General features: G+C 70.4%; 20 protein-coding genes. 10 read left to right on the forward strand and 10 right to left on the reverse strand.

Annotated features, from left to right (window positions below):
- Window positions 1-19: 19 nt before the first annotated feature.
- Window positions 20-820: a polysaccharide deacetylase family protein gene (locus ACWFRJ_RS17705; RefSeq protein ID WP_453530875.1), complete on the forward strand. Its 801-nt coding sequence runs from the start codon at window positions 20-22 to the stop codon at window positions 818-820.
- On the forward strand, window positions 813-4,835 hold the full coding sequence (locus ACWFRJ_RS17710) for a lipopolysaccharide biosynthesis protein (RefSeq protein ID WP_453530878.1): 4,023 nt from the start codon (window positions 813-815) through the stop codon (window positions 4,833-4,835). Before ACWFRJ_RS17705 ends, ACWFRJ_RS17710 begins: the two co-directional genes overlap by 8 nt.
- A 30-nt stretch (window positions 4,836-4,865) precedes the next feature.
- Here ACWFRJ_RS17710 and ACWFRJ_RS17715 read toward each other — a convergent pair whose 3' ends face one another.
- A complete protein-coding gene (locus ACWFRJ_RS17715; RefSeq protein WP_453530881.1) occupies window positions 4,866-6,293 on the reverse strand; it encodes a GH39 family glycosyl hydrolase in 1,428 nt (475 codons plus the stop codon).
- A 223-nt stretch (window positions 6,294-6,516) separates the two neighbouring features.
- On the opposite strand from ACWFRJ_RS17715, the gene ACWFRJ_RS17720 reads away from it, so the two are divergent.
- Complete coding sequence (locus tag ACWFRJ_RS17720; RefSeq protein WP_453530884.1) at window positions 6,517-7,611, forward strand: DUF5925 domain-containing protein; 1,095 nt, start codon at window positions 6,517-6,519, stop codon at window positions 7,609-7,611.
- A gap of 57 nt (window positions 7,612-7,668) precedes the next feature.
- Here ACWFRJ_RS17720 and ACWFRJ_RS17725 read toward each other — a convergent pair whose 3' ends face one another.
- On the reverse strand, window positions 7,669-8,076 hold the full coding sequence (locus ACWFRJ_RS17725) for a GntR family transcriptional regulator (RefSeq protein ID WP_453530886.1): 408 nt from the start codon (window positions 8,074-8,076) through the stop codon (window positions 7,669-7,671).
- Between the two features lie 70 nt (window positions 8,077-8,146).
- Between ACWFRJ_RS17725 and ACWFRJ_RS17730 the strand changes: the two genes are divergently transcribed.
- Both ACWFRJ_RS17730 and ACWFRJ_RS17735 read left to right on the forward strand, forming a co-directional pair.
- Window positions 8,147-9,076, forward strand: a complete 930-nt coding sequence (locus ACWFRJ_RS17730) for an N-acetyltransferase family protein (protein WP_453530889.1) — start codon at window positions 8,147-8,149, stop codon at window positions 9,074-9,076.
- Window positions 9,057-9,566: a DUF402 domain-containing protein gene (locus ACWFRJ_RS17735; protein WP_453530892.1), complete on the forward strand. Its 510-nt coding sequence runs from the start codon at window positions 9,057-9,059 to the stop codon at window positions 9,564-9,566. The genes ACWFRJ_RS17730 and ACWFRJ_RS17735 overlap by 20 nt, the downstream gene beginning before the upstream one ends.
- A gap of 4 nt (window positions 9,567-9,570) precedes the next feature.
- Here the strand turns inward: ACWFRJ_RS17735 and ACWFRJ_RS17740 are convergent, their stop codons facing one another.
- Entirely contained in the window at window positions 9,571-10,692 is a 1,122-nt protein-coding gene (locus ACWFRJ_RS17740) for a methyltransferase domain-containing protein (RefSeq protein ID WP_453530895.1), read from the reverse strand.
- A 108-nt stretch (window positions 10,693-10,800) separates the two neighbouring features.
- Between ACWFRJ_RS17740 and ACWFRJ_RS17745 the strand changes: the two genes are divergently transcribed.
- Window positions 10,801-10,941, forward strand: coding sequence for a hypothetical protein (locus ACWFRJ_RS17745; RefSeq protein ID WP_389913414.1), 141 nt, complete (start codon window positions 10,801-10,803; stop codon window positions 10,939-10,941).
- A gap of 48 nt (window positions 10,942-10,989) precedes the next feature.
- Here the strand turns inward: ACWFRJ_RS17745 and ACWFRJ_RS17750 are convergent, their stop codons facing one another.
- The 4 genes from ACWFRJ_RS17750 to ACWFRJ_RS17765 are packed head-to-tail and all read right to left on the reverse strand — an operon-like array spanning window position 10,990 to window position 14,495.
- Window positions 10,990-11,445 (reverse strand): GNAT family N-acetyltransferase, encoded by a 456-nt coding sequence (locus ACWFRJ_RS17750; RefSeq protein ID WP_453530899.1) that lies wholly within the window; start codon window positions 11,443-11,445, stop codon window positions 10,990-10,992.
- Entirely contained in the window at window positions 11,442-12,950 is a 1,509-nt protein-coding gene (locus ACWFRJ_RS17755) for a tripartite tricarboxylate transporter permease (RefSeq protein WP_453530902.1), read from the reverse strand. The genes ACWFRJ_RS17750 and ACWFRJ_RS17755 overlap by 4 nt, the downstream gene beginning before the upstream one ends.
- A gap of 1 nt (window position 12,951) precedes the next feature.
- Window positions 12,952-13,515: a tripartite tricarboxylate transporter TctB family protein gene (locus tag ACWFRJ_RS17760; RefSeq protein ID WP_453530905.1), complete on the reverse strand. Its 564-nt coding sequence runs from the start codon at window positions 13,513-13,515 to the stop codon at window positions 12,952-12,954.
- On the reverse strand, window positions 13,512-14,495 hold the full coding sequence (locus ACWFRJ_RS17765; RefSeq protein ID WP_453531194.1) for a Bug family tripartite tricarboxylate transporter substrate binding protein: 984 nt from the start codon (window positions 14,493-14,495) through the stop codon (window positions 13,512-13,514). The genes ACWFRJ_RS17760 and ACWFRJ_RS17765 overlap by 4 nt, the downstream gene beginning before the upstream one ends.
- A 204-nt stretch (window positions 14,496-14,699) precedes the next feature.
- On the opposite strand from ACWFRJ_RS17765, the gene ACWFRJ_RS17770 reads away from it, so the two are divergent.
- Together ACWFRJ_RS17770 and ACWFRJ_RS17775 are read left to right on the forward strand one after the other, a co-directional pair.
- Window positions 14,700-15,386, forward strand: a complete 687-nt coding sequence (locus ACWFRJ_RS17770; protein WP_453530908.1) for a response regulator — start codon at window positions 14,700-14,702, stop codon at window positions 15,384-15,386.
- Between the two features lie 317 nt (window positions 15,387-15,703).
- Complete coding sequence (locus ACWFRJ_RS17775) at window positions 15,704-16,696, forward strand: lytic polysaccharide monooxygenase (protein WP_453530911.1); 993 nt, start codon at window positions 15,704-15,706, stop codon at window positions 16,694-16,696.
- 131 nt (window positions 16,697-16,827) lie between these two features.
- On the opposite strand, the gene ACWFRJ_RS17780 is transcribed toward ACWFRJ_RS17775, so the two are convergent.
- From ACWFRJ_RS17780 to ACWFRJ_RS17790, 3 genes are all read right to left on the reverse strand, one after another.
- A complete protein-coding gene (locus tag ACWFRJ_RS17780; RefSeq protein ID WP_453530914.1) occupies window positions 16,828-17,709 on the reverse strand; it encodes an esterase/lipase family protein in 882 nt (293 codons plus the stop codon).
- A 165-nt stretch (window positions 17,710-17,874) separates the two neighbouring features.
- Window positions 17,875-18,552, reverse strand: coding sequence for a response regulator (locus tag ACWFRJ_RS17785; protein ID WP_453530917.1), 678 nt, complete (start codon window positions 18,550-18,552; stop codon window positions 17,875-17,877).
- A complete protein-coding gene (locus tag ACWFRJ_RS17790) occupies window positions 18,549-19,802 on the reverse strand; it encodes a sensor histidine kinase (protein ID WP_453530920.1) in 1,254 nt (417 codons plus the stop codon). Before ACWFRJ_RS17790 ends, ACWFRJ_RS17785 begins: the two co-directional genes overlap by 4 nt.
- A gap of 236 nt (window positions 19,803-20,038) precedes the next feature.
- On the opposite strand from ACWFRJ_RS17790, the gene ACWFRJ_RS17795 reads away from it, so the two are divergent.
- Window positions 20,039-20,947, forward strand: a complete 909-nt coding sequence (locus ACWFRJ_RS17795; RefSeq protein ID WP_453530923.1) for an ABC transporter ATP-binding protein — start codon at window positions 20,039-20,041, stop codon at window positions 20,945-20,947.
- The gene (locus ACWFRJ_RS17800; RefSeq protein ID WP_453530926.1) at window positions 20,944-21,789 is read left to right on the forward strand and encodes an ABC transporter permease; all 846 of its coding nucleotides are present in this window, start codon (window positions 20,944-20,946) and stop codon (window positions 21,787-21,789) included. The genes ACWFRJ_RS17795 and ACWFRJ_RS17800 overlap by 4 nt, the downstream gene beginning before the upstream one ends.
- The last annotated feature ends 22 nt before the right edge of the window (window positions 21,790-21,811 follow it).

Genomic DNA, 21,811 nt, shown 5'->3' on the forward strand with positions numbered 1-21,811 from the left:
CCGGCCGAGGGGGGCCGCCATGACCGCCCCCGTGCCCATCCTCATGTATCACTCGATCGCCCATGAACCGACCCTGGAAACACGGCAGTTGTCTGTGTCTCCGGGGGCGTTCGCCGAGCAGCTCCAACTGCTCGGCGAGCGGGGGTTCACACCGATCACCACGGCCGATCTCGCCGCGGTCTGGCGCACTCCCGGCCGGTCGCTGCCGAAGAAGCCCGTCCTGATCACCTTTGACGACGGCTATGAAGGCGTACACCGGCACGCGCTTCCCGTGCTCGCCGAGCACGGCTTCGCCTCGACGCTGTTCGTCTCCACGGGCTGGCTGCGCGGGGCGCACGACACCGGGGGCGGCCTCGACCTGATGCTCGACTGGGACCAGGTACGCCAACTCGCGGCGGCGGGTACGGAGATCGGCGGGCACAGTCATACGCATCCGCAGCTCGACCAGTTGGACGACGACGACCTCTGGTTCGAGCTGCTGCGCTGCAAAGAGATCCTCATCGACGAACTGGGCACCCGCCCTGCCTCCTTCGCCTACCCGTACGGCTATTCGAGCCGCCGTGTGCGCCGCACCGTGCGCGGCGCCGGATTCGCCCAGTCGCTCGCGGTCGGCAACGGCCTCGCGCGGCGCACCCAGGGGCCGTTCGCCCTGCAGCGGGTGACCGTACGCCGCTCCACCGGCATCGAGGAGTTCGCGCGGCTCGTCGAGGGCCGCGGGATCGCCCGCAACTTCGCCAGGGACCGTGCCCACACCAAGGGGTACGCCGTGGTCCGCAGAGCCCGACAGGCCCGCCGGAAGGCAACTCGTACCCGTGTCTGACACGTCGACCGCCCAGGCAGACGTCGCTGGGACTCCCGCCGCCGAACAGCAGCCGCCGTCCGGCAAGTCGGGCAGGCCCCGCAGGATGCGCCTGCCCGGCAGGGGCGGCTCCGGCGGCGGCGGCAACAGCAGTCCCCTGTTCCGCAACGCCTACGCGCTGATGCTGAACACCGGCATCTCCGGCGTGCTCGGCCTCGGCTTCTGGCTCGCCGCCGCTCGGTACTACTCCGAGTCGGCGGTCGGCCAGGGCTCGGCGGCGATCGCCGCCATGAAGTTCCTGGCGGGCCTCACCGCCCTCACCCTGATGGGGGCCCTCGCCCGTTTCATCCCCGTCGCGGGGCGCGCCACGGGCAGGCTCATCTTCCGTACCTACGCGTCCAGTTCCGTGGTCGTGGCGTGCGCCGCGCTGATCTTCCTGCTCACGCTCGACCTGTGGGGGCCCTCGTACAGATTCCTGCACGGCCCGCTGAACGGCCTCGGCTTCATCGCCGCGGTCGTCGCCTGGTCGCTGCTCACGTTGCAGGACGGGGTGCTCACGGGGCTGCGCAGCGCGCTGTGGGTGCCGGTCGGCAACACCGTCTTCTCCATCGTCAAGCTGGGGCTGCTCATCGCGGTGGCCGCGGCGATCCCGACTGCGGGCGTGTTCGTGTCGTGGGTCGCCGCGATCGCCGTGTCGGTCCTGCCGCTCGGCTGGCTGGTGTTCCGGCGGCTCGTGCCACGGCACATCGAGGCGACCCACGACAAGACGCAGCCGCCGACGCTGCGCGAGATGGGCCGTTTCCTGGCCGGCGACTACACCGGCTCGCTCTTCTCGCTCGCCGTGGTCTACCTCGTACCGGTGATCGTCGCCTCGCAGGTCAGCTCGGTCGACAACGCGTACTTCTACATCACCACCACGATCGGCGGCACGGTCAATCTGCTCGCCATCAACATGGGCGCGTCGCTCACCGTCGAGGGCGCGCACGACCCGGCGCGGCTCGCGGCGAACACCCGGGCCGCACTGCGCCGCATGACACGCATCATGCTGCCGGTGTGCGGCCTGCTCTTCCTCTGCGCGCCCTTCATCCTGCGGGTCTTCGGCCAGGGGTACGCGGACGCGGCGACGCCGCTGCTTCGCTGGTTCGCGGTGGGCGCGGCGCTGCGGGTGGTCATGGAGACGTACTTCGCGGTGCAGCGCGCGCAGAGCCGTACGTCCGGGATCGCCTGGATGCAGGGCCTGCTGTGCTTCCTGGTGCTCGGCCTGACGCTCCTTCTGCTGCCGCGCATGGGTCTCACGGGGGCCGGCGTCGCGGAGATCTCCAGCCTCGCCGTGATCGTGGCGATCGCGGCGCCGAAGCTGTACCGGGTGGCGCGGGGGGCTCCCTCCCTCGCGCCGGCCGACGCGGCACCGGACGGCGATCTCGCCGACCTGGGGACATCTGAGGTGCCGCCCCCGCCCGCCGACAAGGTGCCGGGCCATGAGAAGGAGCGGCGCGGGCCCGCCTGGGCGCTGCGCGAGACACTGGACTCGGACACGCTGCAACTGGCCGTGCAGATGGACTTCGAGCATCCGGAGCGCAGGCCCGACATGCGTCCCGGGCCGCCGGGGACGCCCGCGTACGGGACGCGGACACCGGTATTCGGCAGGTCCGCGTTCTCCGCGAAGCCCTCTGGTGAGAAGCCCGCATCCGGGAAGCCCGCTCCTGAGAAGCCCGCGTCCGGGACGCCCGCGTCCGGGACGCCCGCGTCCGAGAAGCCCGCGTCCGAGAAGCCTGCGTCCGAGAAGCCTGCGTCCGAGAAGCCTGCGGGCACGGGGGACGAGCGGGCCGACGGGGACGAGCGGGACGACATGGAGCACCGGCCGACCTGGGCGCTGAGAACACCGCTCAAGCCTCGCGACCCGGCGCCGTCCCCACCGATTCCCGCCTCTGTGTCCTCAGCCGTCACGGCGCCCGCCGAGGAACCGGGCACCGACTCACGCGTGCCGCAGACCCCGCCCGAGCCCGTCGTCGCCCCCGACCCGTTCCCCCGCCGCCGCGCCCTCTTCATGGCGCTGTTCCTCGCCTTCGCGCTGGCCCTCTACTGGCTGCCCGCCCTAGGCATCACAGAGGCGGATCTGGACACGATGGGCGGGCTCGGGCTCATCTCCGTCCTGCCCACGCCGACCCTGCTCGGGGCCGCACTGCTCGTCGTCGTCTTCGCCTCGCTGCTCTGGATGGAGCGGCCGCATCAGGCCCTGCTCCTGGTGACGCTGATCGCCACGGTGGTGTGCCTGCACGCGCTGCCCGCCGTCCTCGAGGACGAGCCGCGGTTCGCGACGGCCTGGCAGCACCTCGGCTTCATGGAGTACATCGACAGGACCGGCTCCGCGGTACCCGACCTGGACGCGCGCTGGAGCTGGCCCGGGTTCTTCGCGGCGGCCACGTTCGTGGCGAAGGCGTGCGGCGTCTCGGACATGACCGAAGTGATCCGCTGGTGGCCCCTTGCCATGCAGCTGCTCTACCTGGCACCGATGCTGCTGCTCACGCGCTCCATGCGGGCGGGCTGGCGCGCCAAGTGGACCGGCCTGTGGATCTTCGCCCTGAGCGGCTGGGTCGGCCAGGACTACTTCTCGCCGCAGGGCTTCACGTATCTGCTCTATCTGGTGTTCGTCGCGGTGCTCCTGGTGTGGTTCCGCGCGCCGCACGTCCTGTGGGCCAAGCGCCGCCCCGGCGAACTCGACGTCGAACCCGCCGACCGGCGCCAGCGCGCGGTGCTGCTCGGGGTCCTGATCACCCTGTTCGCAGCGACGGTCCCGGCGCACCAGCTCACGCCGTTCGTGATGCTCGGCGTCCTCGCCGCGCTCGTCCTGGTGGGCCGCTCGGAGCTGCGCGGCCTGCCGATCCTCTTCGCCGTCTTCGTCGCCGTCTGGCTCGGCTTCCTCGCGGAGCCCTACTGGTCGGGGCACTTCGACGAACTGTTCGGCGGGATCGGCGGCGTCGGCGGCAACGTGTCGTCGTCGGTGTCCGGGCGGATCGAGGGCGGCAGCTCGACCCACCAGCTCGTCCTCTACGCACGCGTGGCCCTGGCCGGCGGCGTCATGGCCCTCGCCTGCTGGGGCTGGTGGCGGCGGCGCGACCACAAGTACACGGAGCGCTCGCTGCTCGTCCTGACCTTCGTGCCGTTCCTGGGCTTCGGCATGCAGTCGTACGGCGGCGAAATGGCACTCCGCGTCTTCATGTTCGCCCTTCCGGGCGCCGCGCTCCTGGCCGGTCTCGCGCTGTTCCCGCGCGCGGGCATCACCGCGAAGGAGCGGGACCGCGACCAGGTGAGCCTCGCGCCCGTCGCCGCGCTGATGGCGGGGCTCATCCTGATGGGCGGCTTCCTGGTGGCGCGCTGGGGCAACGAACCCTTCGAGCGGACCCGGGTCGGCGAGGTCGCCGCGATGGACTACGTGTACGAGCACGACGATCCGACGGTGCGGCTGCTGTGGATGAGCGACGACACGGTCAACAACGTGACGCCCGCGATGCCGTGGGGCACGCGTGACATGGAGAAGGTCCAGTACGTACCGACCCTCGCACCGGCCGACCCTGTCCTGGTCTCCAGCCTGGTGAAGGCGCTCAAGGACGCGGGCCCCCACTCGTATCTGATGATCAACAAGAGTCAGACGGTCTATCTCCAGATGGACGTGGGCTACCCCAGGACCTGGGACACCCGGCTGATCACGCACCTCGACAACCGCCAGGAGCTGAAGAAGGTCTTCACGAACAACGACGCGACCCTCTACACGCTGCGCGATCAGCCGAACGGCAAGGTCCAGAAGGCCGATCCCGGCCCGATCGGCCCACAGATCACCTGGACTCCCTGGTCGGTGATCGGCGCGCTCGCGGCGATCGCCGTGATCCTGCTGCTCGTCACCCGTGAGGTGGTGCGGGTGGCGGTGGAGCCGAGCGTGCGGCAGCTGCGCTGGCTGCAGAGCAGCTTCTGGTTCTCGCTGCCGCTGCTCGCGGTGCTTTTCGCCTCGCTGATCCAGCGGTTCCTGACGATGGCGTGAGGTTCGCCGGGTGCGGGTGGCTGCGGCGGGTCACCGCTTCAGCCACTTCACCCCGTATCCCTTCATCGTGAACCGCTGGCCGTCGACCTTCGCGTCGATCTCACGGTCGAGGGTGTTCACGACGAGCACCGTCTTCTTGTCGGCGAGGACACGCACGTTCGGTACGTCGTCGGGGGCGACGGAGACCTTCTCGTACTCCGTGCCGGGCGGGAACGCGTCGCTGAACCGGGAGAGCAGTTTCAGCATCGGCAACTCCGTTCCTCCATCGGTGAGTTGCGTGTTGCGCCACAGGCAGCCGGCGCAGTCGTCGCCGCTCTTCTTCTGCGGGTTCCAGTAGAAGCCGCTGCTCGCGCCGCCGCGCGCCATCGCCATCAGACCGGACGCCTGGACGGCGACGCGGTGCGGCTCGGACCAGCCGTCGCGGTCGTCGTTGCTGTCGCCCGGTTCCACGTAGTACTCGGCCCACCACAGCGGCAGGTCACCGGTGCGCGCACGCACCCACTTGCCGACCGCCGTGAGCTTGTCGGTGGCCTTGAACTCGTCGGGGAGCATGTCGTCGTCGACGGTGTAGCTGGAGCCGTCCACGACCACGAAGTCGGCGCCCGCCTTGTGCTTGTTCCAGTAGTCGAAGGCGTCGAGGACCCGCTGGTCCATGCGGCCCCAGGCGCCCTTGACCTCATTCGACGCCTCCTCGGTCTGGCGCGGGTCGACGCTGTCCATGACGAGGTAGGGGCCGCCGACCATGATGTCCTTGTTGACCTTCTTGAGGGCCTTGTAGACCAGGTTGTAGAGCTCGGTGTAGCCCTCGTAGTCCCAGCGGCCCTTCTCGCTGTTCCAGAAGCCCTTGAACTCGTTCCAGACGATGAAGTGCCGTACGTCCGGATAGCGCTTGGCGACGGTCGCCGCGAGCTTGGCGAAGTCCTTGTAGTGCTCGGGGTCCGGGGCGGTCTCCAGGGACTGCTGGCTCCAATTGGTGCTTCCCGAACCGGGCTTGCCCCCCTTCATCCAGTCCGGGGAGCAGCACAGGGTGACGACAGGCGTGCCGTCGGTGGCGCGGATGAAGTCGATCCGCTTGTCCATCTCGTCGAAGTCGTAACGCCCCTTGACCGGCTCGGGATTGCCCGCGCCCCAGCCCATGATGTGCTGGTTCTGCGGCAGCGGGCTCGGCAGTCCCGCGAGCATCGCCTCGGCGCGCCGCGTGGCTGCATCTTCGCCCTCGTCCGCGCTGTACTGGGTGTGGGTGAAGCCCCAGCCGACGGCTGGTTCTGCCTCGTCGGGCGGGACTGCGGGGGTGCCGTGCACCTTGTCACCGTCGCGCGTGGTGCCCTCGGTGCCCGTGCCGCCCCCGGGGAGCGTGGTGATGACGGTCAGGATCAGGGCCAGTGCGGCCATAGCAACGCCGAGCAGCGCGGTGAGTCGCCACCGCTGTGCCCCCGATTTCCACTCATGACGTCCCATCAGGGGCAATCGTAACGGGGCCAGTTGGCGGTGGCACAGGTTCCGCACCACAGGTTTGCCACAGTCCCGTGGTCAGTTCCTCGCCGTTTCGCGCCGGTCCTCGCCGGTCCTCGCCGGTCCTCGCCGATCCGCGCCGTTCCTCACCGGACCGCACCTGAACGGAGTACGGCGGAGTATCCAAACCGGGATGCACAAGGGCACTTGCGTGCCGGATCATGGCGGCATGTCTGCGAACCCTCAGGACACCCTGCCGATCCGGCTCAACGTCGACGACAGCGACTCCCCGTCGGATGTCGTGGACGCCCTCTTCCTCGGCCGCTTCGCCACCGGCGAGCAGCCCTTCTCGCACAGCTCCAACATCGACCGTGTCAAGTCGGGATCCACGCTGCTCCCACCGGGTGCGACGGTGCTGCGCGCGGCCCGCGACGACGACCGCAGCGCGACGCTTGCCGAGGGCGACGGCTGGACGCTCCTGATCTCCCGCTGGAACCGCGGCGCGGACGTCACAGTGACGGCGACGAGCGCCGACCTGGCGGAGAAGGTCCTGAAGCAGGCGACGGACGGCGCGCAGGACGAGCCGGAGCCGCAGCCGGACAACGTGACCATGGGGTTCTGGTACGTGTCTCCGCGGCGCGGCCCGCACCGCACCACGCGGCAGATCGCCGCCGGTACGTGGGAGGAGGTGCGGGAGAACTACACCGCGCCGGTCGCCGAAGCCATGGACTCCCTGATGAAGACAACCCCCGAGGACATCTCGGGCCGCCTCCTGCTCCTGCACGGCCCGCCGGGCACGGGCAAGACGTCGGCGCTGCGGACGCTCGCGCGGTCCTGGCGCGACTGGTGCCAGGTGGACTGCGTCCTGGACCCGGAGCGGCTCTTCAGCGACGTCGGTTACTTGATGGACATCGCGATCGGCGAGGACGACGGCACGGCGAAGGGCCGCTGGCGGCTGCTGCTTCTCGAGGACTGCGACGAGCTGATCCGCGGGGAGGCGAAGCACACCGCCGGGCAGGCGTTGTCGCGGTTGCTGAACCTGACGGACGGGCTGCTGGGGCAGGGCCGCAACGTCCTGGTCGGCGTGACGACGAACGAGGACCTGGAGCGGCTCCACCCCGCGGTGGTCCGGCCGGGTCGCTGCCTCGCCCGGATCGAAGTCGGAAGCCTGACCCGCGCCGAGTCGATCGACTGGCTCGGCACGGACGAGGGGGTCTCTCGCGAGGGCGCGACATTGGCGGAGCTGTACGCACTGCGGCGCGGCACGTCCCCCACATCGGTCCCGGACCCCCGGGAGGGCGCGGACGCGGGGCTCTATCTTTAGGGGTTTCCGTTGTGCCCACCCGCCAGGGGCGCATACAGCCCCGCCCCGGGGCAAGGGTCACCCCGAGTCCCCGTAAGCCGCGCGCAACGCATCCCGCGCAGCGGAAAGAGCAGCAGCTTCAGTCAGCCCGAGCCGCTGAGCCCGCTCGGCAAAGGCCTGGGCCGCAGCCGATGCCTCCCGCGCCGCCGCGTCCCCGGCCGCCGCCACGAACGTCCCGTGCCGCCCCCGAGTCTCAATCACCCCGTCCGCCTCAAGGGCCCGATACGCCTTGGCCACCGTGTTCGCGGCGAGCCCCAGCTCCTGGGCGAGCCCCCGCACGGTCGGCAACTTGTACCCCACCGGCAGCGCCCCGCCCCGCGCCTGCTCGGCGATCTGGGCCCGCACCTGCTCGTAGGGCGGCACGCCACTGGCACCGGCGCCGCCCCCGGCACTGCCGTCGCTCTCGATCTCGATCTTCAAAGTCACGCGGCGATTGTCCCGCACCCCCGGAAAATAAGAGGCATCCCGACGCGCCACGCACGTAGCGTGCGGCTCCATGACCGTCCTAGTCCGCGCCCTGCGCTCCGGTGACAGAGCCGATGCCGAAGCCTTCGCCGCAGTCCGCCGCGCCTGCGTACCCGCCATGCTCGCCACCGCCGATTCGGTCCTGTTCGACCTGGCGCACGCCCATCCCGACTCCCGCTACCTCCAGTTGGTCGCCGAGGCCGACGGGGAGATCATCGGCACGGCGCAGGTGGGCGTCGCCTACGACAGCCCTCACCCGGGCCAGGGCTTCGCCAACGTCTACGTACTCCCTCGGCGGCGCGGGCTCGGCGCGGGCTCGCTGATCCTGCGGACGGCGGAGGAGTACCTGACGGACAAAGGCGCCACCACGGCCTTCTCCTGGGTCCTCGACGAGCCCGCGAACCGCGCCTTCGCCGCCGACCGGGGCTACCGCGCGAGCCGCTCGGCCCACTTCCTCCGCCTCGACCTGGCGTCCGGCACGCTGCCTCCCCGCCAAGAGCCGCCGGAGGACGTCGAGCTGCGTACAGGTGAGTCGTTCGGGGACGACCCGCGCGCCCTCTTCGCCCTGGACGCGGAGACGGTCGCGGACGAACCGAGCGACGTGGCGGCGGAGTTCACGGACTACGAGCACTGGCTCGCCGAGACGTGGAACCACCCCTTGGTGAACCGCGAACTGACCTCGGTGGCAGTGGTGGACGGCCGCCCTGCCGCCTTCACCCTGGCCCGCACGGACGACGCGTCACGCTACTCGAGCGGCATGACCGGCACCGCACGGGCGTTCCGCGGGCGCGGCCTCGCCAAGCTCGCCAAGAACGACTCCCTGCACCGGGCACGGGCAGCCGGCTGCACCGAGGCGTTCACCGGCAACGACGCGGGCAACGAGCCGATGCTGGCGATCAACAAGTGGTTCGGCTACGAGATCTGCGCGACGGAGGTACGCCATGTCCGAACCCTCGGCTGACAAGGTGGACGTCATCTTGATGAAGGCGGGCCGCACGAAGATCCGTTACCCGGCGGAGGTGGTCGCGGACGACGGCACAGTGGTGACGGTCCGCGCACCGTGGGCGGCTGCCGGGGTAAGGGACTTCGGCTTCGTACGCTTCGAACCGGGCGACGTCTTCACGGAGCACTACTGGCGGGACCGCTGGTACGCCGTGAAGGAGGTCCGCACGTCGACGGGCATCCTGAAGGGCTGGTACTGCGACGTGACGCGCCCCGCGGTAAGGGACGGCGCCACGCTCACAGTGGAAGACCTGGACCTCGACCTGTGGTGCTCGGCGGACGGCAAGACGATCCTGCGCCTGGACGAGGACGAGTTCACCGAGAGCGGCATCAGGGAACACGACCCCGAGGCCGCAACAGCAGCCAAGGCCGCCCTGAACGAACTGGAACGCCTGGCCCACGACGGAGTCCCGCTCTCCCCGCCACTCCCCGGAGCGGCCTCGAACTGAGAACTCAGCCCCCGGTCCCCAACCCGCGGCGCGCAAGAACAACGGTCCGCCCAACCCCACCCCTCTCATACCTCACCGCATCCCCCTCCTCCTGCCAGTGCAGGGCGAACCTCTCCCCCGTGCGCCACGCCTCAAGTGCCGCCCTGCAGTACGCCACCATGTCGTCCGGCAGCGTGGACGCCCTGTGCCAGCTCAGTTCGTCGCACTTGTGGGGTTCCGCGTTGAAGGGCTCGCCGCCCGTGCCGTACGTCGCTTCGAAGAACCAGCCGATGCGGGGTTCCCCGCCCGGGCCCCGGTGTTGGAGGACCAACTCGGCGCTCACGTCATCGGAGGTGAGGTCGAGGCCGATCTCTTCCCTCGCCTCGCGGATCACCGCCGTGCGGACGTCCTCGCCGGGTTCGACGTGGCCGGAGGGGACGTTCAACAAGCCGTCCCCGAAACCCGTGTTGGCGCGGCGGGCGAGGAGCACCTCGTCGCCGCGGCGGAGGATGAGGTGGACGTCCACCACCTCCTTGTGGCGGCGGGGTGCGGGGAGGAGTTCGGGGAGGGTCGCCACCAGCGCGTAGCGCTCGTCCTCCACCCTCCTGCCCCACAGCCGCTCGTCGCCCGACAGGCGCTCTGAGTGGAGGCGGGCCGCCAGGGGTGTCAGTGCACTGATCAGGCGGTCCATGGGGATGCCGGAGGGGTTCGTCGTGCCCCATACGCCCTCGATGAGGATCAGGCGTCCTCCCGGCCGCAGCAGCCCGCACCAGTGCCGCAGCACCGCTGCCGGGTCCGGCACCATCCACAGCACGTGCCGGGCCAGGATCACGTCGAATCGCCGCCCCTCCACCGGAGGCTCCCACGCGTCTCCGACAAGCACCTCCGCCTCGTGCCCCGCCAGCTTCTCGCGGGCCCGTTCCACCATGTTCGGGGACAGGTCCACCGCCGTGACGCGGTGCCCCCGCTCGGCCGCCAGCAAGGACAGGCTTCCGGTGCCGCAGCCCAGGTCGAGGACGTCACCCGTGGCATCCGGCAACCAGTCCCGCAGGCGCCGCGCCCACGCGTCCCGCACCACCGTGTCCCGCAGCCCGTGGTCCGGCTCGTCGTCGAACGTGGCCGCCTCGATGTCCCAGTCGATCGTCATGTCCCGAGCGTGACACCCGCCACTGACAATCCGACTCGGATGAGAAACCCTCCCCGCAGAGGTCTACAGACGTCCCACCTTGGACATCGGTAGTACAGGGAGGCAGCCATGCGCCGTGTGACCGTGCACAAGACCGTCGGTAAGCCCACCAATCGACAGGTCCGGGAGAAGCACGAAGCCGAGGACCGGACCCGCGAACGCCCCGAGGTCCGCAAGGACATCCAGCGGACCTGGTGGCCCGATGGGTGAGAGCTGACGCCCGCAGGGCATGAGACGCCCGCGACAGGGCCCGAAGCGCTAGAGGCTCTTCCTGTAGTGGTAGCGGTCGTAGGCTCCGTCCACCCTGCGCTCGACCATCTCGTAGCCGTACCGCGGGTAGAGCCTTTGGTTCTCCCACATCATCGCGTTCGTGTAGAGCCGGACCTGTGACAGTCCGAGCTCACGCGCCCGATCGTCGACGAAGGCGAGCAGGCGGCGGCCCACACCGTGGCCCGCCGCCTCGGGGTGGACCGCGATGCTGTCCAGGAACAGGTGGTCCTCGTGCGCGACGAGGACCAGGACGCCCACCACCGGGTCCCCGGTGACATACACCCGCCCCGCCGCCACGTCCGCCGCGTGGTCCGCCTCCATGGGGACGGGCACGACACCGATGCGCTCGATGTAGGGGTGGTACGCCGCGTCCGTCACCGCCTTCACGGCGGTGACGTCGGCGGCGGTCGCGGGGCGGATGTCGTCAGTGGTGTCCCGGGTCATGCCTTTACGTCTACGTCATTGCTCCTGCCCCGCACCAGCAGTTTCCGCGCGAGCGGCCAGAGCACGATCAGCGCGATGATCACGTACACCGTGATCGAGAAGGGCGTGTCGAACAGGCCGCTGACGCTGCCGTCACTGATCTGCAGGGCGCGGCGCAGCTGTTGCTCGGCGTTCGGGCCGAGGATGACGCCGATGACGGCCGGCAGGACGGGCAGTCCGTAGCGGCGCATGCCGAAGCCGATCAGGCCGATGATCAGCAGGATCACCAGGTCGAGCGCCTCGCCGCCCACCGCGTACGCGCCCACCGCCGCGAAGAAGAGAATTCCCGCGTAGAGGTAGGGCCTCGGGATGCGAAGCAGCTTCGCCCAGACCGGGGCAAGGGGCAGGTTCAGGGCCAGGAGCAGGATCATCCCCACGAAGAGGGAGGCGATCAGGCCCCACACCAGGTCAGGTTCGCGCTCGAAGAGGAGCGGGCCGGGCTGGATCCCGTACTGCTGGAAGGCGGCGAGCATCACCGCTGCCACCGCCGTCGTGGGCAGGCCGAGTGTCAGCATGGAGACGAGGGTTCCCGCAGCCGATGCCGATGCCGCCGACTCGGGGCCCGCCACTCCCTCGATCGCGCCCTTGCCCCACTCGTCCTTGTGCTTGGACAGGCGCTTCTCGGTGACGTACGAGAGGAAGGTGGGGATCTCCGCGCCGCCCGCCGGGATCGCGCCGAACGGGAAGCCGATGAGCGGGCCGCGCAGCCAGGACTTCCAGGTGCGCTTCACGTCCGCCTTGCCGAGCCAGGGGCGGCCGACCGGGATCGCCTCGCCGCTCGAACGCCGCAGATGGGCGGCGACCCACAGGGCCTCGCCGATCGCGAAGAGGCCCACCGCGACGATCACCACGTCGATGCCGTCGGCGAGTTGGAGCGAGCCGAAGGTCAGGCGCTGCTGTCCGGTCATCTGGTCGAGGCCGACCAGGCCGATGGTGAGACCGATGAGGAGCGAGGCGATTCCCCGTACGCGCGAGGAGCCGAGGACGGACGTCACGGCGATGAACGCGAGCACCATGATGGCGAAGTAGTCGGGTGCCCCGATGTCGACCGCGAGCTCCGCGACCGTCGGCGCGAGCGCCACCAGGAGGGTCGTGCCGATGATGCCGCCCGCGAAGTGACCGATGGCGGCGGCGGCGAGCGCTTGTGCGCCGCGCCCCGCCTTGGCCATCGGGTTGCCTTCCATCGCCGCCACCACCGCGGCGCTCTCACCCGGGGTGTTCAGGAGGATCGAGGTCGTCGAGCCGCCGAACATCGCCCCGTAGTAGATGCCGGCGAACATGATGAACGCGCCGGTCGGCTCCAGGCCGTACGTCACGGGCAGAAGCAGCGCCACCGCCATCGCGGGGCCGATGCCGGGCAGGACGCCGATCGCGGTGCCCAGGAGCACGCCGACGGCGGCCCAGAGCAGGTTCATGGGCGTGAGGGCCGTACCGAAGCCGTCCATCAGGGAGTTGAAGGCGTTCATGTCACAGCACTCCCATCAGTGGTCCGCCGGGCAGCGGCACCCCGAGCAGGTTGTTGAAGACGACGTACGTGACGAGGGAGAGCCCTGCCGCGATGAGCGGATCGCGGTCCAGGTGACGGCTGCCGAGCGCGTACGCGGCGCCCCAGAAGAGCAGGGCGCCCGCGACGGGGAAGCCGAGCGGTTCGATGAGGACGGCGGCGCCGAGGAAGACGCCGGCGAGGAGCAGCACGGTGCGCCAGTCGGCGGGTTCGGACAGGTCGATGTCCTCGCCGCCCTCTGCCTCGCCGCGGCCGCCGCGCAGGACGTCGACCGCGAGGATCACGGCGACGACCAGGAGCCCGATGCCGACGACGATCGGGACCGTCTTGGGGCCGATCGGGCCGCGCTGGGCGATCTCGACGTCCATGGTGAGCGCGTCGCTGAGAACGAGCACACCAAGGGCCAACAGCATGACGCACACGCCGAGTTCGGAGTGCTCGCGCAGCCAGCCGAGCCGACCGCTGCGGCCGCCTCCGCCTCCGTCTCCGTGCTCATCGGGCGGGGTTTCGGTGGTCGAGGTCGTCACAGTCCCAGCTCCTTCAGCACGGACACCACGCTCTTGTCCTGTTCGGCCAGGAAGTCACCGAACTTGTCGCCGGTGAGGAAGGCGTCGTCCCAGCCGTTGGTCTTGAGCGACTTGCGCCACTCCGGAGAGTCGTGGAGCTTCTTGACCAGGCCGGTGAGCTTCTTGCGTTCGGCGTCGGAGAGGCCGGGCGGGGCGACGATGCCGCGCCAGTTGGTGAAGTCGACTTCGTAGCCGGACTCCTTGAGGGTCGGCCCGTCCAGGCCCTTGGCGCGCTTGGGTCCGGTGGTCGCGAGCAGCCGCAGCTCGCCCGACTTGATCTGGTCCAGGTACTCGCCGACGCCCGAGACGCCGAAGGCGACCTTCTTGCCGAGGATCGAGGCGAGGAGTTCTCCGCCGCCGTCGAAGGGAACGTAATTGACCTTCTTGGGGTCGATCCCGGCAGCGCGCGCCATCAGCATGGGGGCCAGATGGTCGGGACCGCCGGGGGAAGAGCCGCCGCCGACCGGGAGCTTGCCCGGGTTCTTCTTCCAGGCGGTGACCAGCTGCTTGATGTTCTTGTACGGCGAGTCCTTGGAGACCACGACGACGTCCGGCTCTTCGGTGAGGCGGGCGATCGGGGTGGTGTCGGCGAGGGTCTTGGGCGAGTCGTTGGAGCGTGCGGCGCCCACGACGCCCAGGCCCATGGACATGGCGAGCTTGCCGTTGCCGTGCTCGCCGACGAGGCGGCTGAGGCCGACGGTGCCGCCGGCCCCTGGCAGGTTGAACACCTCGATGTTGTGGGTGAGTCCGGCGTCCTCGGCGTTCTTCGCCGCGGTCCGGGCGGTGATGTCGTAGCCGCCGCCGGGTGTGTTGGGGACCATGAAGCGCAGGCCGGGGATCTGTGTGCCGGTCTCGGAGTCGCTGCCCGTGGAGAGCAGGGGCGGCCCTGCGAGCACGAGCAGCGCGGCCCCGAGCAGGGCAAGGGGTGTGCGCAGACGCACGGGTGCCACCACCTGTCGGTACGTAGTCGTTTCTGGGGAGTTGATGCGGCCGGGTTCCCCGTGGGGGCGGGAACCCGGCCGCTGTCCGCGGGGACGGGGGTACCTGTGAGGTGGCCCACATGTTGCCTGGGCGTTAAGAAGCTGTCTCTCTTCCGGAATCAACGGACGTTGTGGTCGTTGTGGTCGGGCCCATAGCCTGCGGCGATGACAAGGGTGCTGGTCGTGGACGACGACTTCATGGTCGCCAAACTGCACAGCCGTTATGTGTCCGCGGTGGACGGATTCGCGGTGGTGGGAGTGGCGCACAGCGGCACGGAGGCGCTGGCGGCGGTGGAGCGGCTGCGCCCCGACCTGGTCCTCCTCGACATCTATCTGCCCGATATGGACGGCATCGCGGTGCTACGGGAGTTGCGGGCCGTCGAGGAGCGCGACCGGGACCGGCAGCCGCTCGACGCGCTGTTCATCACGGCCGCGCGGGACGCGGGGATCGTGCGGGCGGCGCTGCGGGCCGGTGCGCTGCACTACCTCATCAAACCGTTCAACCAGGATGCGCTGCGGGAGCAGTTGCTGCACGTGGCGGCGCTGCGGGCCCGCCTGGACGGCCTGGACGAGGCACGCCAGGAGGACATAGACCAGCTCTTCGGCCCCCGCCCACCCGGCTCCCGCGAACTCCCGAAGGGCCTGGCGGCCCACACCGCCGACCTGGTCGAACAGACACTGCGGGGCCACCCGGGCGGCCTCTCCGCCTCGGAGTGCGCCCAGGAGGGAACACTGTCGCGGGTCAGCGCCCGCCGCTATCTGGAGTTCTTCGCGGACACGGGCCGGGTCGAGGTGACGCTTCGGTACGGGGGGACGGGGCGGCCGGAGCGGCGGTATCGGTGGGTGCGGTGAGCTGTTCCGGTGAGCTGTTCCGGTGGGCGGATTCGCCCCTGCCCGGTCTCATGACCGGACGGGGGGCGCATGCGTGCGTCCTGGGTGCCGTCCGGGGCTCAGCCTCAGCCCCCGGTTAGCCCTCCCTTAACCGCACCATAAAGATCGCCATCCCCCCTCCCAGCAGGCGATTTCGGGGATTTCAGCGGCTAGTTTTCTCGTCGCCGGGCCGGTTACGAACCGTCGGCGCCGCATGTGATCGGGGGGCGGCACCGGCCGTTCGTAACCGGCCCGTGTCCCCCACCACCCCCCAGAACCGCCGCTGAGGAGAACCACTCATGACCGCACGTCGCAAGGTCGCCGCGATCGCCGCCGCCGGCATCGCCCCGCTCGCCCTGACCGCCCTTTCGGCCGCCCCCGCCGCCGCGCACGGTTCGATGACGGACCCGGTCAGCCGTGTCTCCGCGTGCTTCCAGGAGGGCCCGGAGTCCCCGACGTCGGCTGCCTGCAAGGCGGCCGTCGCGGCCAGTGGCGCGCAGGCCTTCTACGACTGGAACGGCGTGAACATCGCCAACGCCGCGGGCAAGTCGAAGGAGATCATCCCCGACGGGAAGCTGTGCAGCGCGGGCAACGACAAGTACAAGGGGCTCGACCTGCCGCGCGCCGACTGGCCGTCCAGCAAGATGTCCGGCGGCAACCACACCTTCCACTACAAGGGCACCGCCCCGCACAAGGGCTCCTTCGAGCTGTACATCACGAAGGACTCGTACGACCCGACCAAGCCCCTGAAGTGGTCGGACCTGGAGGAGAAGCCCTTCGTCGACGTGGCCGACCCGAAGATGGAGAACGGCGACTACGTCTTCGACGGCAAGGTCCCCGCCAAGTCGGGCCGCCACCTGATCTACTCGGTCTGGCAGCGCTCGGACTCCCCCGAGGCCTTCTACACCTGCTCCGACGTCGTCTTCGGCAAGGACAGCGGCGGCGGCACGGCGGCGGCTCCGGCCCCGGCCGCCTCCGCGCCCTCCGAGAAGGACATCGCCGCGGGCGCGGACAAGTCCACCGTCGAGCACCACGGCCACGGCGACAGCGACGCCGAGACGGGCGCCGAGGCCTCCGAGGCGGCGCCGGCCGCGGGTGACGACACCGCCGCCAACCAGCCCGAGGTGAACAGCGGCGACCAGAAGCCCGTCGCCGCCGACGAGAACCTCGCCGAGACCGGCGGCGACAGCACCACCCCGTACATCGCGATCGGCGGCGCCGCCGCTCTCGCCATCGGTGCCGCGGCCATGTTCGGCACGGCCCGCCGCCGCACGGCGCGCCACGGCCGCTGAGCTGGTTGAGCGTCCACTGAGCCGCCGCTGAGCCCGGTCGCCCCGGCTCTGCGGCGTGAGGGCCGCCCTCTCCTCGTACGTCACGGGGAGACGGCGGCCCTCTGTTCGTGCGGATGTCCGTCCGGAGCAGTTCAGGAGAAGCACGTACTCGGCGTCGCGTGCGCCGGGTCGAGCGCGTTCGCCACCTCGTGGTGCGCGACGCGGTCGAGGATCCCTATCGCCACGTGCTCGGAGAGGTCCGCGGCGCACAGATCCTGGACGGTGACGTTGCGTACGCCGGGGCCGTTCAGGAATTGCGTGCGGTACGGGGTGACCACTTCGTCGTACTTGGTGGCGATGACGGTGTAGCGCACACCCGGGACGGTGTCGCCGCCTTCGTTGAGCTTGGTCAGGAACGGAGAGCCCGCCACCTGGTCGGCGAGGCCCGGGGTCTTGGTGGTGAGCAGGTCCTCGATGCCCGGGAAGTAGGGCAACAGCTTGGTGAAGCCGAGCAGGGTGGTGCCGTGGTTGTCGGGCGCGAGGCCGACCAGGGCGTTCACCTTCTGCGCGCCGCCGAGGAACTTCAGGTAGTAGCGGGGCATCATGCCGCCCTGCGAGTGGCCCACGAGGTCCGCCTTCGCGGCGCCCGTCGAGGCCAGTACCTTGTCGACGAATGCGTCTAGCTGCTCGGCCGACTTGTCGATCGGGCCGAGACCGTTGAAGAACGGCACGCCGGGCAGCTGACCGTAGTCGAGGGAGAAGACGCAGTAGCCGCGCCTCACCAAGTAGGGCGCGAGGACGAGCCAGTTGTCGATGGAGTTGCCGAAGGTGCCGTGGACCAGGACCACGGGGCGCGGGTGGGCGGCGGACGGCTTGCAGCCGTAGTCGTTCCAGCCGCTCGACGAGGAAGCGGGGGCGGAGGGGGCGGAGGGGGCGGAGGGGGCGGCGGACGCCGTGGGGGCTGTGAGGGTGAGCGCGCCCGTCATGAGAAGGGCTGCGGTGAACGCTCTGAGCGCTCGTCTCCAGGGCAGCATCGGGTGATCTCCTTGCGGCTCAAGGGAGTGGCGATGAGTGAGCCCTGTGATCCGGATCACGAGGATGCCGTGCACACGACAAATTACGGGCGAGTAGTAAAAGTGTGAAGTTACGCGTCGGTAAAACTTCCAGCAGGTACTGGCACGGTCGTCACCTCGGAACGCCTAGCGCGGGGGCGTCACCAGCCCCACCTCGTACGCGATGATGACCAACTGGACCCGGTCCCGGGAGTCGAGCTTGGTGAAGAGCCGCGCCACATGCGCCTTCACCGTGGCCACGGTGATGAAGAGTTCGGCCGCGATCTCCGCGTTGGACAGGCCGCGCCCCACCAGCGTGAGCACCTCGCACTCCCGGTCGGTGATGCCCCCGACCGTCCGCCGGGCCTTCGGCGCCGGATCGGGCCGCGCGGCGAACTCCTCTATCAGGCGCCGGGTGACGCTCGGCGCGATCAGACCGTCCCCCGCGGCCACCACGTGGATCGCGGCGAGGATGTCCTCGAGTGCCATGTCCTTGACGAGGAATCCGCTCGCGCCCGCGCGGAGCGCACCGTAGACGTAATCGTCGTCGTCGAAGGTGGTGAGGACCAGGACGCGCGTCGCCCCGGTCTCCGCCGTGATCAGACGGGTGGCCTCGATGCCGTCCATGCCGGGCATGCGGATGTCCATCACTACGACGTCGGGGCGTACGTCACGGGCAAGGCGGACAGCCTCCGCGCCCGTCCCGGCCTCCCCCACGACCTCGATGTCGGGGGTGTCGGCCATCAGGACGCGCAGGCCCGCGCGGACGAGGGGCTGGTCGTCGGCGAGTACAACGCTGACGGCGGGGCCGGTGGGGCCGGTCATCGGGCCTCCATCGGCGGCAGGGGCGGCAGGGGCGGCAGGGGCAGCAGGGCCGTCACCCGGAAGCCGCCCTCGGGACGCGGTCCCGCGGTGAACTCGCCGTGCAGCAGGGCGACTCGCTCGCGCATGCCGACCAGGCCGAACCCGGTGCCCGCGGGCAGACCGCCGCGGCCGTCGTCCTCTATCCGGAGGGACAGCTCGCCGTCCCGCTGCTCGACGGTCACCCGACAGGCGTCCGTTCCCGCGTGCCGTACGACATTGGTGAGGGCCTCCTGGAGGATGCGGAACGCGGCCAGGTCGATGTCGGGGGGCAGCGGTTCACGCTCCCCCAGTCGGCGGACCTCCGCGCGGACTCCGGCGTCCCGCGCCGACGCGGCGAGACGGTCGATGTCGGCGAGACCCGGGGCGGGTTCGCGGGGTGTCGCGGTGAGCGTGTCACGGGCGACGTCCGGCGCGTCGTCGGCGGCCCCCGGTTCCGACTCCGGCCTCCGCAGCGCGACCAGCGTCCGGCGCAGCCCCGCGAGGGTCTCCCTGCTGGTGGCCTCGATGGTGGTGAGCGCGTTGCGGGCCTCCGCGGGCTGGGTGTCGATGACCCGGCTGCCCACGCCCGCCTGGATGGCGATGACGCCGATGCTGTGGGCGATCATGTCGTGCAACTCCCTCGCGATGCGCAGCCGTTCGGCGGTGACGGCGCGGGCCGTGGCCTGGGCGCGCAGTGCGTCGGCGTGCGTACGGCGCTCACGGGCCGAACTGCCCGCCATCCAGGCGGCGATGAGGGCGACGGCGATGAACGCCGCGGTCTCGCCGTTGTTGGTCGCCCAGCCGGAGCCCTCGCAGCCGTTCGGCAGATACGGGTCGGGTTGGCAGCCCCCGTCGGGCGGGAAGGCGAAGAGGGTGACGGCCTGGGTGGTGAACGCCATGAGGGCGGCGGCGATCGAGGTGCGGCGCGGGCGGGAGGCGGCGAGGTATCCGACGGCGCAGACCCCGGCGAGCATCTGGAGATAGCTGACCTCGATCTTGCGCATCTCCATCGTGGCCGCCACCCCGCCAAGGAGCAGGAAGGCGAGCGCCGGCAGCGGCCTGCGCCTGAGCAGGGACGCGACCACGGCCGTCAGGGCGATCGACCCGAGGACCATCAGGATGTCGAAGCCGTGCTGCGCGTAGTCGAAGGTCACGTACGTGACGAACGGGTAGATGACGGCCCCGCTCCAGGCCAGGCCCGTGCGCACCGACGGCCACAGGCGCCCGGGCACGCGTCGGCTCCGTCCCGCCTCAGTTCTCTCAGCAGTTCCCTCAGTAGTTCTCTCAGCCCCCTCGGTCTCCTCGGCCGTGCCCTGACCTGGGTCGATGTCCATGCGCCGATCGTATGTGCCCTTCCCCCGCAGGGGTATTGGTCCGCGGTCGTACTCCCACGGGCTACCGGAGCCGCCCCCGGGTGTGGCCGACCGCCCGATGCCCGCCGACCCCGGACCCCGGCACCGTGGTCCGGGTGATCGAAGTCAATGAACTGACGAAGCTGTACGGCGACAAGAGCGCCGTCAAGGACCTGAGTTTCCATGTGCGCCCGGGCCAGGTCACCGGGTTCCTCGGACCGAACGGCGCGGGCAAGACCACCACCCTGCGGATGCTGCTCGGCCTGGTCGGCCCGAGCGGCGGAACCGCCACCATCGACGGGCGCCCCTTCCGGGACCGGCCCCGCGGCCTGCGCCATGTCGGCACGCTGCTCGACGCGGGCGACGTGCACGGCGGGCATACGGCCCGCGCCCATCTGCGCGCCCTGGCCCACGGCAACGGCATCCCCCGGAGCCGGGTGGCCGAGGTCCTCGACGAGGTGGGCCTCGCCGAGGTGGCACGAAAACGCGTGGGCGGCTTCTCGCTGGGCATGCGGCAACGCCTCGGGATCGCCACCGCGCTGCTCGGCGATCCGCCGGTCCTCCTCTTCGACGAACCTCTCAACGGCCTGGATCCGGAAGGCGTGTTGTGGGTGCGTGGACTCTTCCGGGGACTTGCCGCCGAGGGGCGCACCGTGTTCGTGTCCAGCCATCTCATGTCCGAGATGGAGAACACCGCCGACCAGCTCGTCGTCATCGGCCGCGGTGAACTCATCGCCGCCGAGAGCGTCCTGGACTTCGCCGCTCGTGGCACCCGCCTGAGCGTGGCGGTGCGCACGCCCGACGCCCCCGCCCTGACGGAGCTCCTGACGGCCGAAGGCGCCTGTGTCCAGGCGGACGCCGAAGCCCTCACCGTCACCGGTCTGCCCGCGTCCCGGATCGGCGACCTCGCCTTCCGGCACGGGATACGGCTCCACGAACTCGCCACCCGCGCCGCGTCCCTGGAAGAGGCGTTCATGGAACTCACCGCCGACAGCGCCGAATACCTCGCGGGGGAACGCCGATGACAACCGTCGCCCTCCCCCACGCCGTCACCGCCGAACCCCGCGCCCGCTTCCGCCATCTCATCGCCGCCGAGTGGATCAAGCTCTGGTCGCTGCGCTCCACCTACTGGGTCCTCGCGGTCGGCGCACTGGTCGTCACCGGGATCAACGCGAACTCCGCCTGGTCCAACCTCGACTGGCTGACGCGTCAGGATCCGGCCCTCGCCGGGGAGACGCCCGGGTACGACACCCTGTCCAGCGCGTTCGTCGATCCCGCCTGGCAGATCCTCATGGTCGTCGCGGGCAGCATGGGCGCCCTCACGGTCTTCGGCGAGTACACCAGCGGCCTGATCCGCACGACGTTCACGGCCGTCCCCGACCGACGTGCGGTGATGACGGCCAAGGCGACCGTCGTGACGGCGGTGATGCTCGCGCTCGGCACGGTCGTATCGGTGGCATCGTTCGGCGTGACGCAGGCGATCCTGCGGGAGCACGGGGGCCTGTCGATCGGCGATCCGGGCGCGTTGCGGGCCGTCGCGGCGTCCGCGCTGCTCGCGCCGCTGTGCGCACTGGTGGGCATGGCCGTCGGGGCGCTGGTCCGGCACGCCACGGGCAGCATCGTCACGACCCTCGTGACGCTGCTACTGCTTCCCGCGCTCCTCCAAGGCGACGAGTACCGGTGGGTCAAGGAGATCGGCAACGCGATGCCGCTCACCGCGTGGAACGCCCTCATCGAGAATCCCGCGATGGACTACACGCCGGCCAAGTACGCGGTGTCGGTCACCGAGGCCTGGATCGTGTTCGCGGTGTGGCCGTTGGCGGCGGCGGCCGTCGCGATCGTGACCGTGCACCGCCGCGACCTCTAGCCGCGCGCGTAGCCACACGTGC

It is taken from the genome of Streptomyces sp. NPDC055239 (assembly GCF_053606205.1).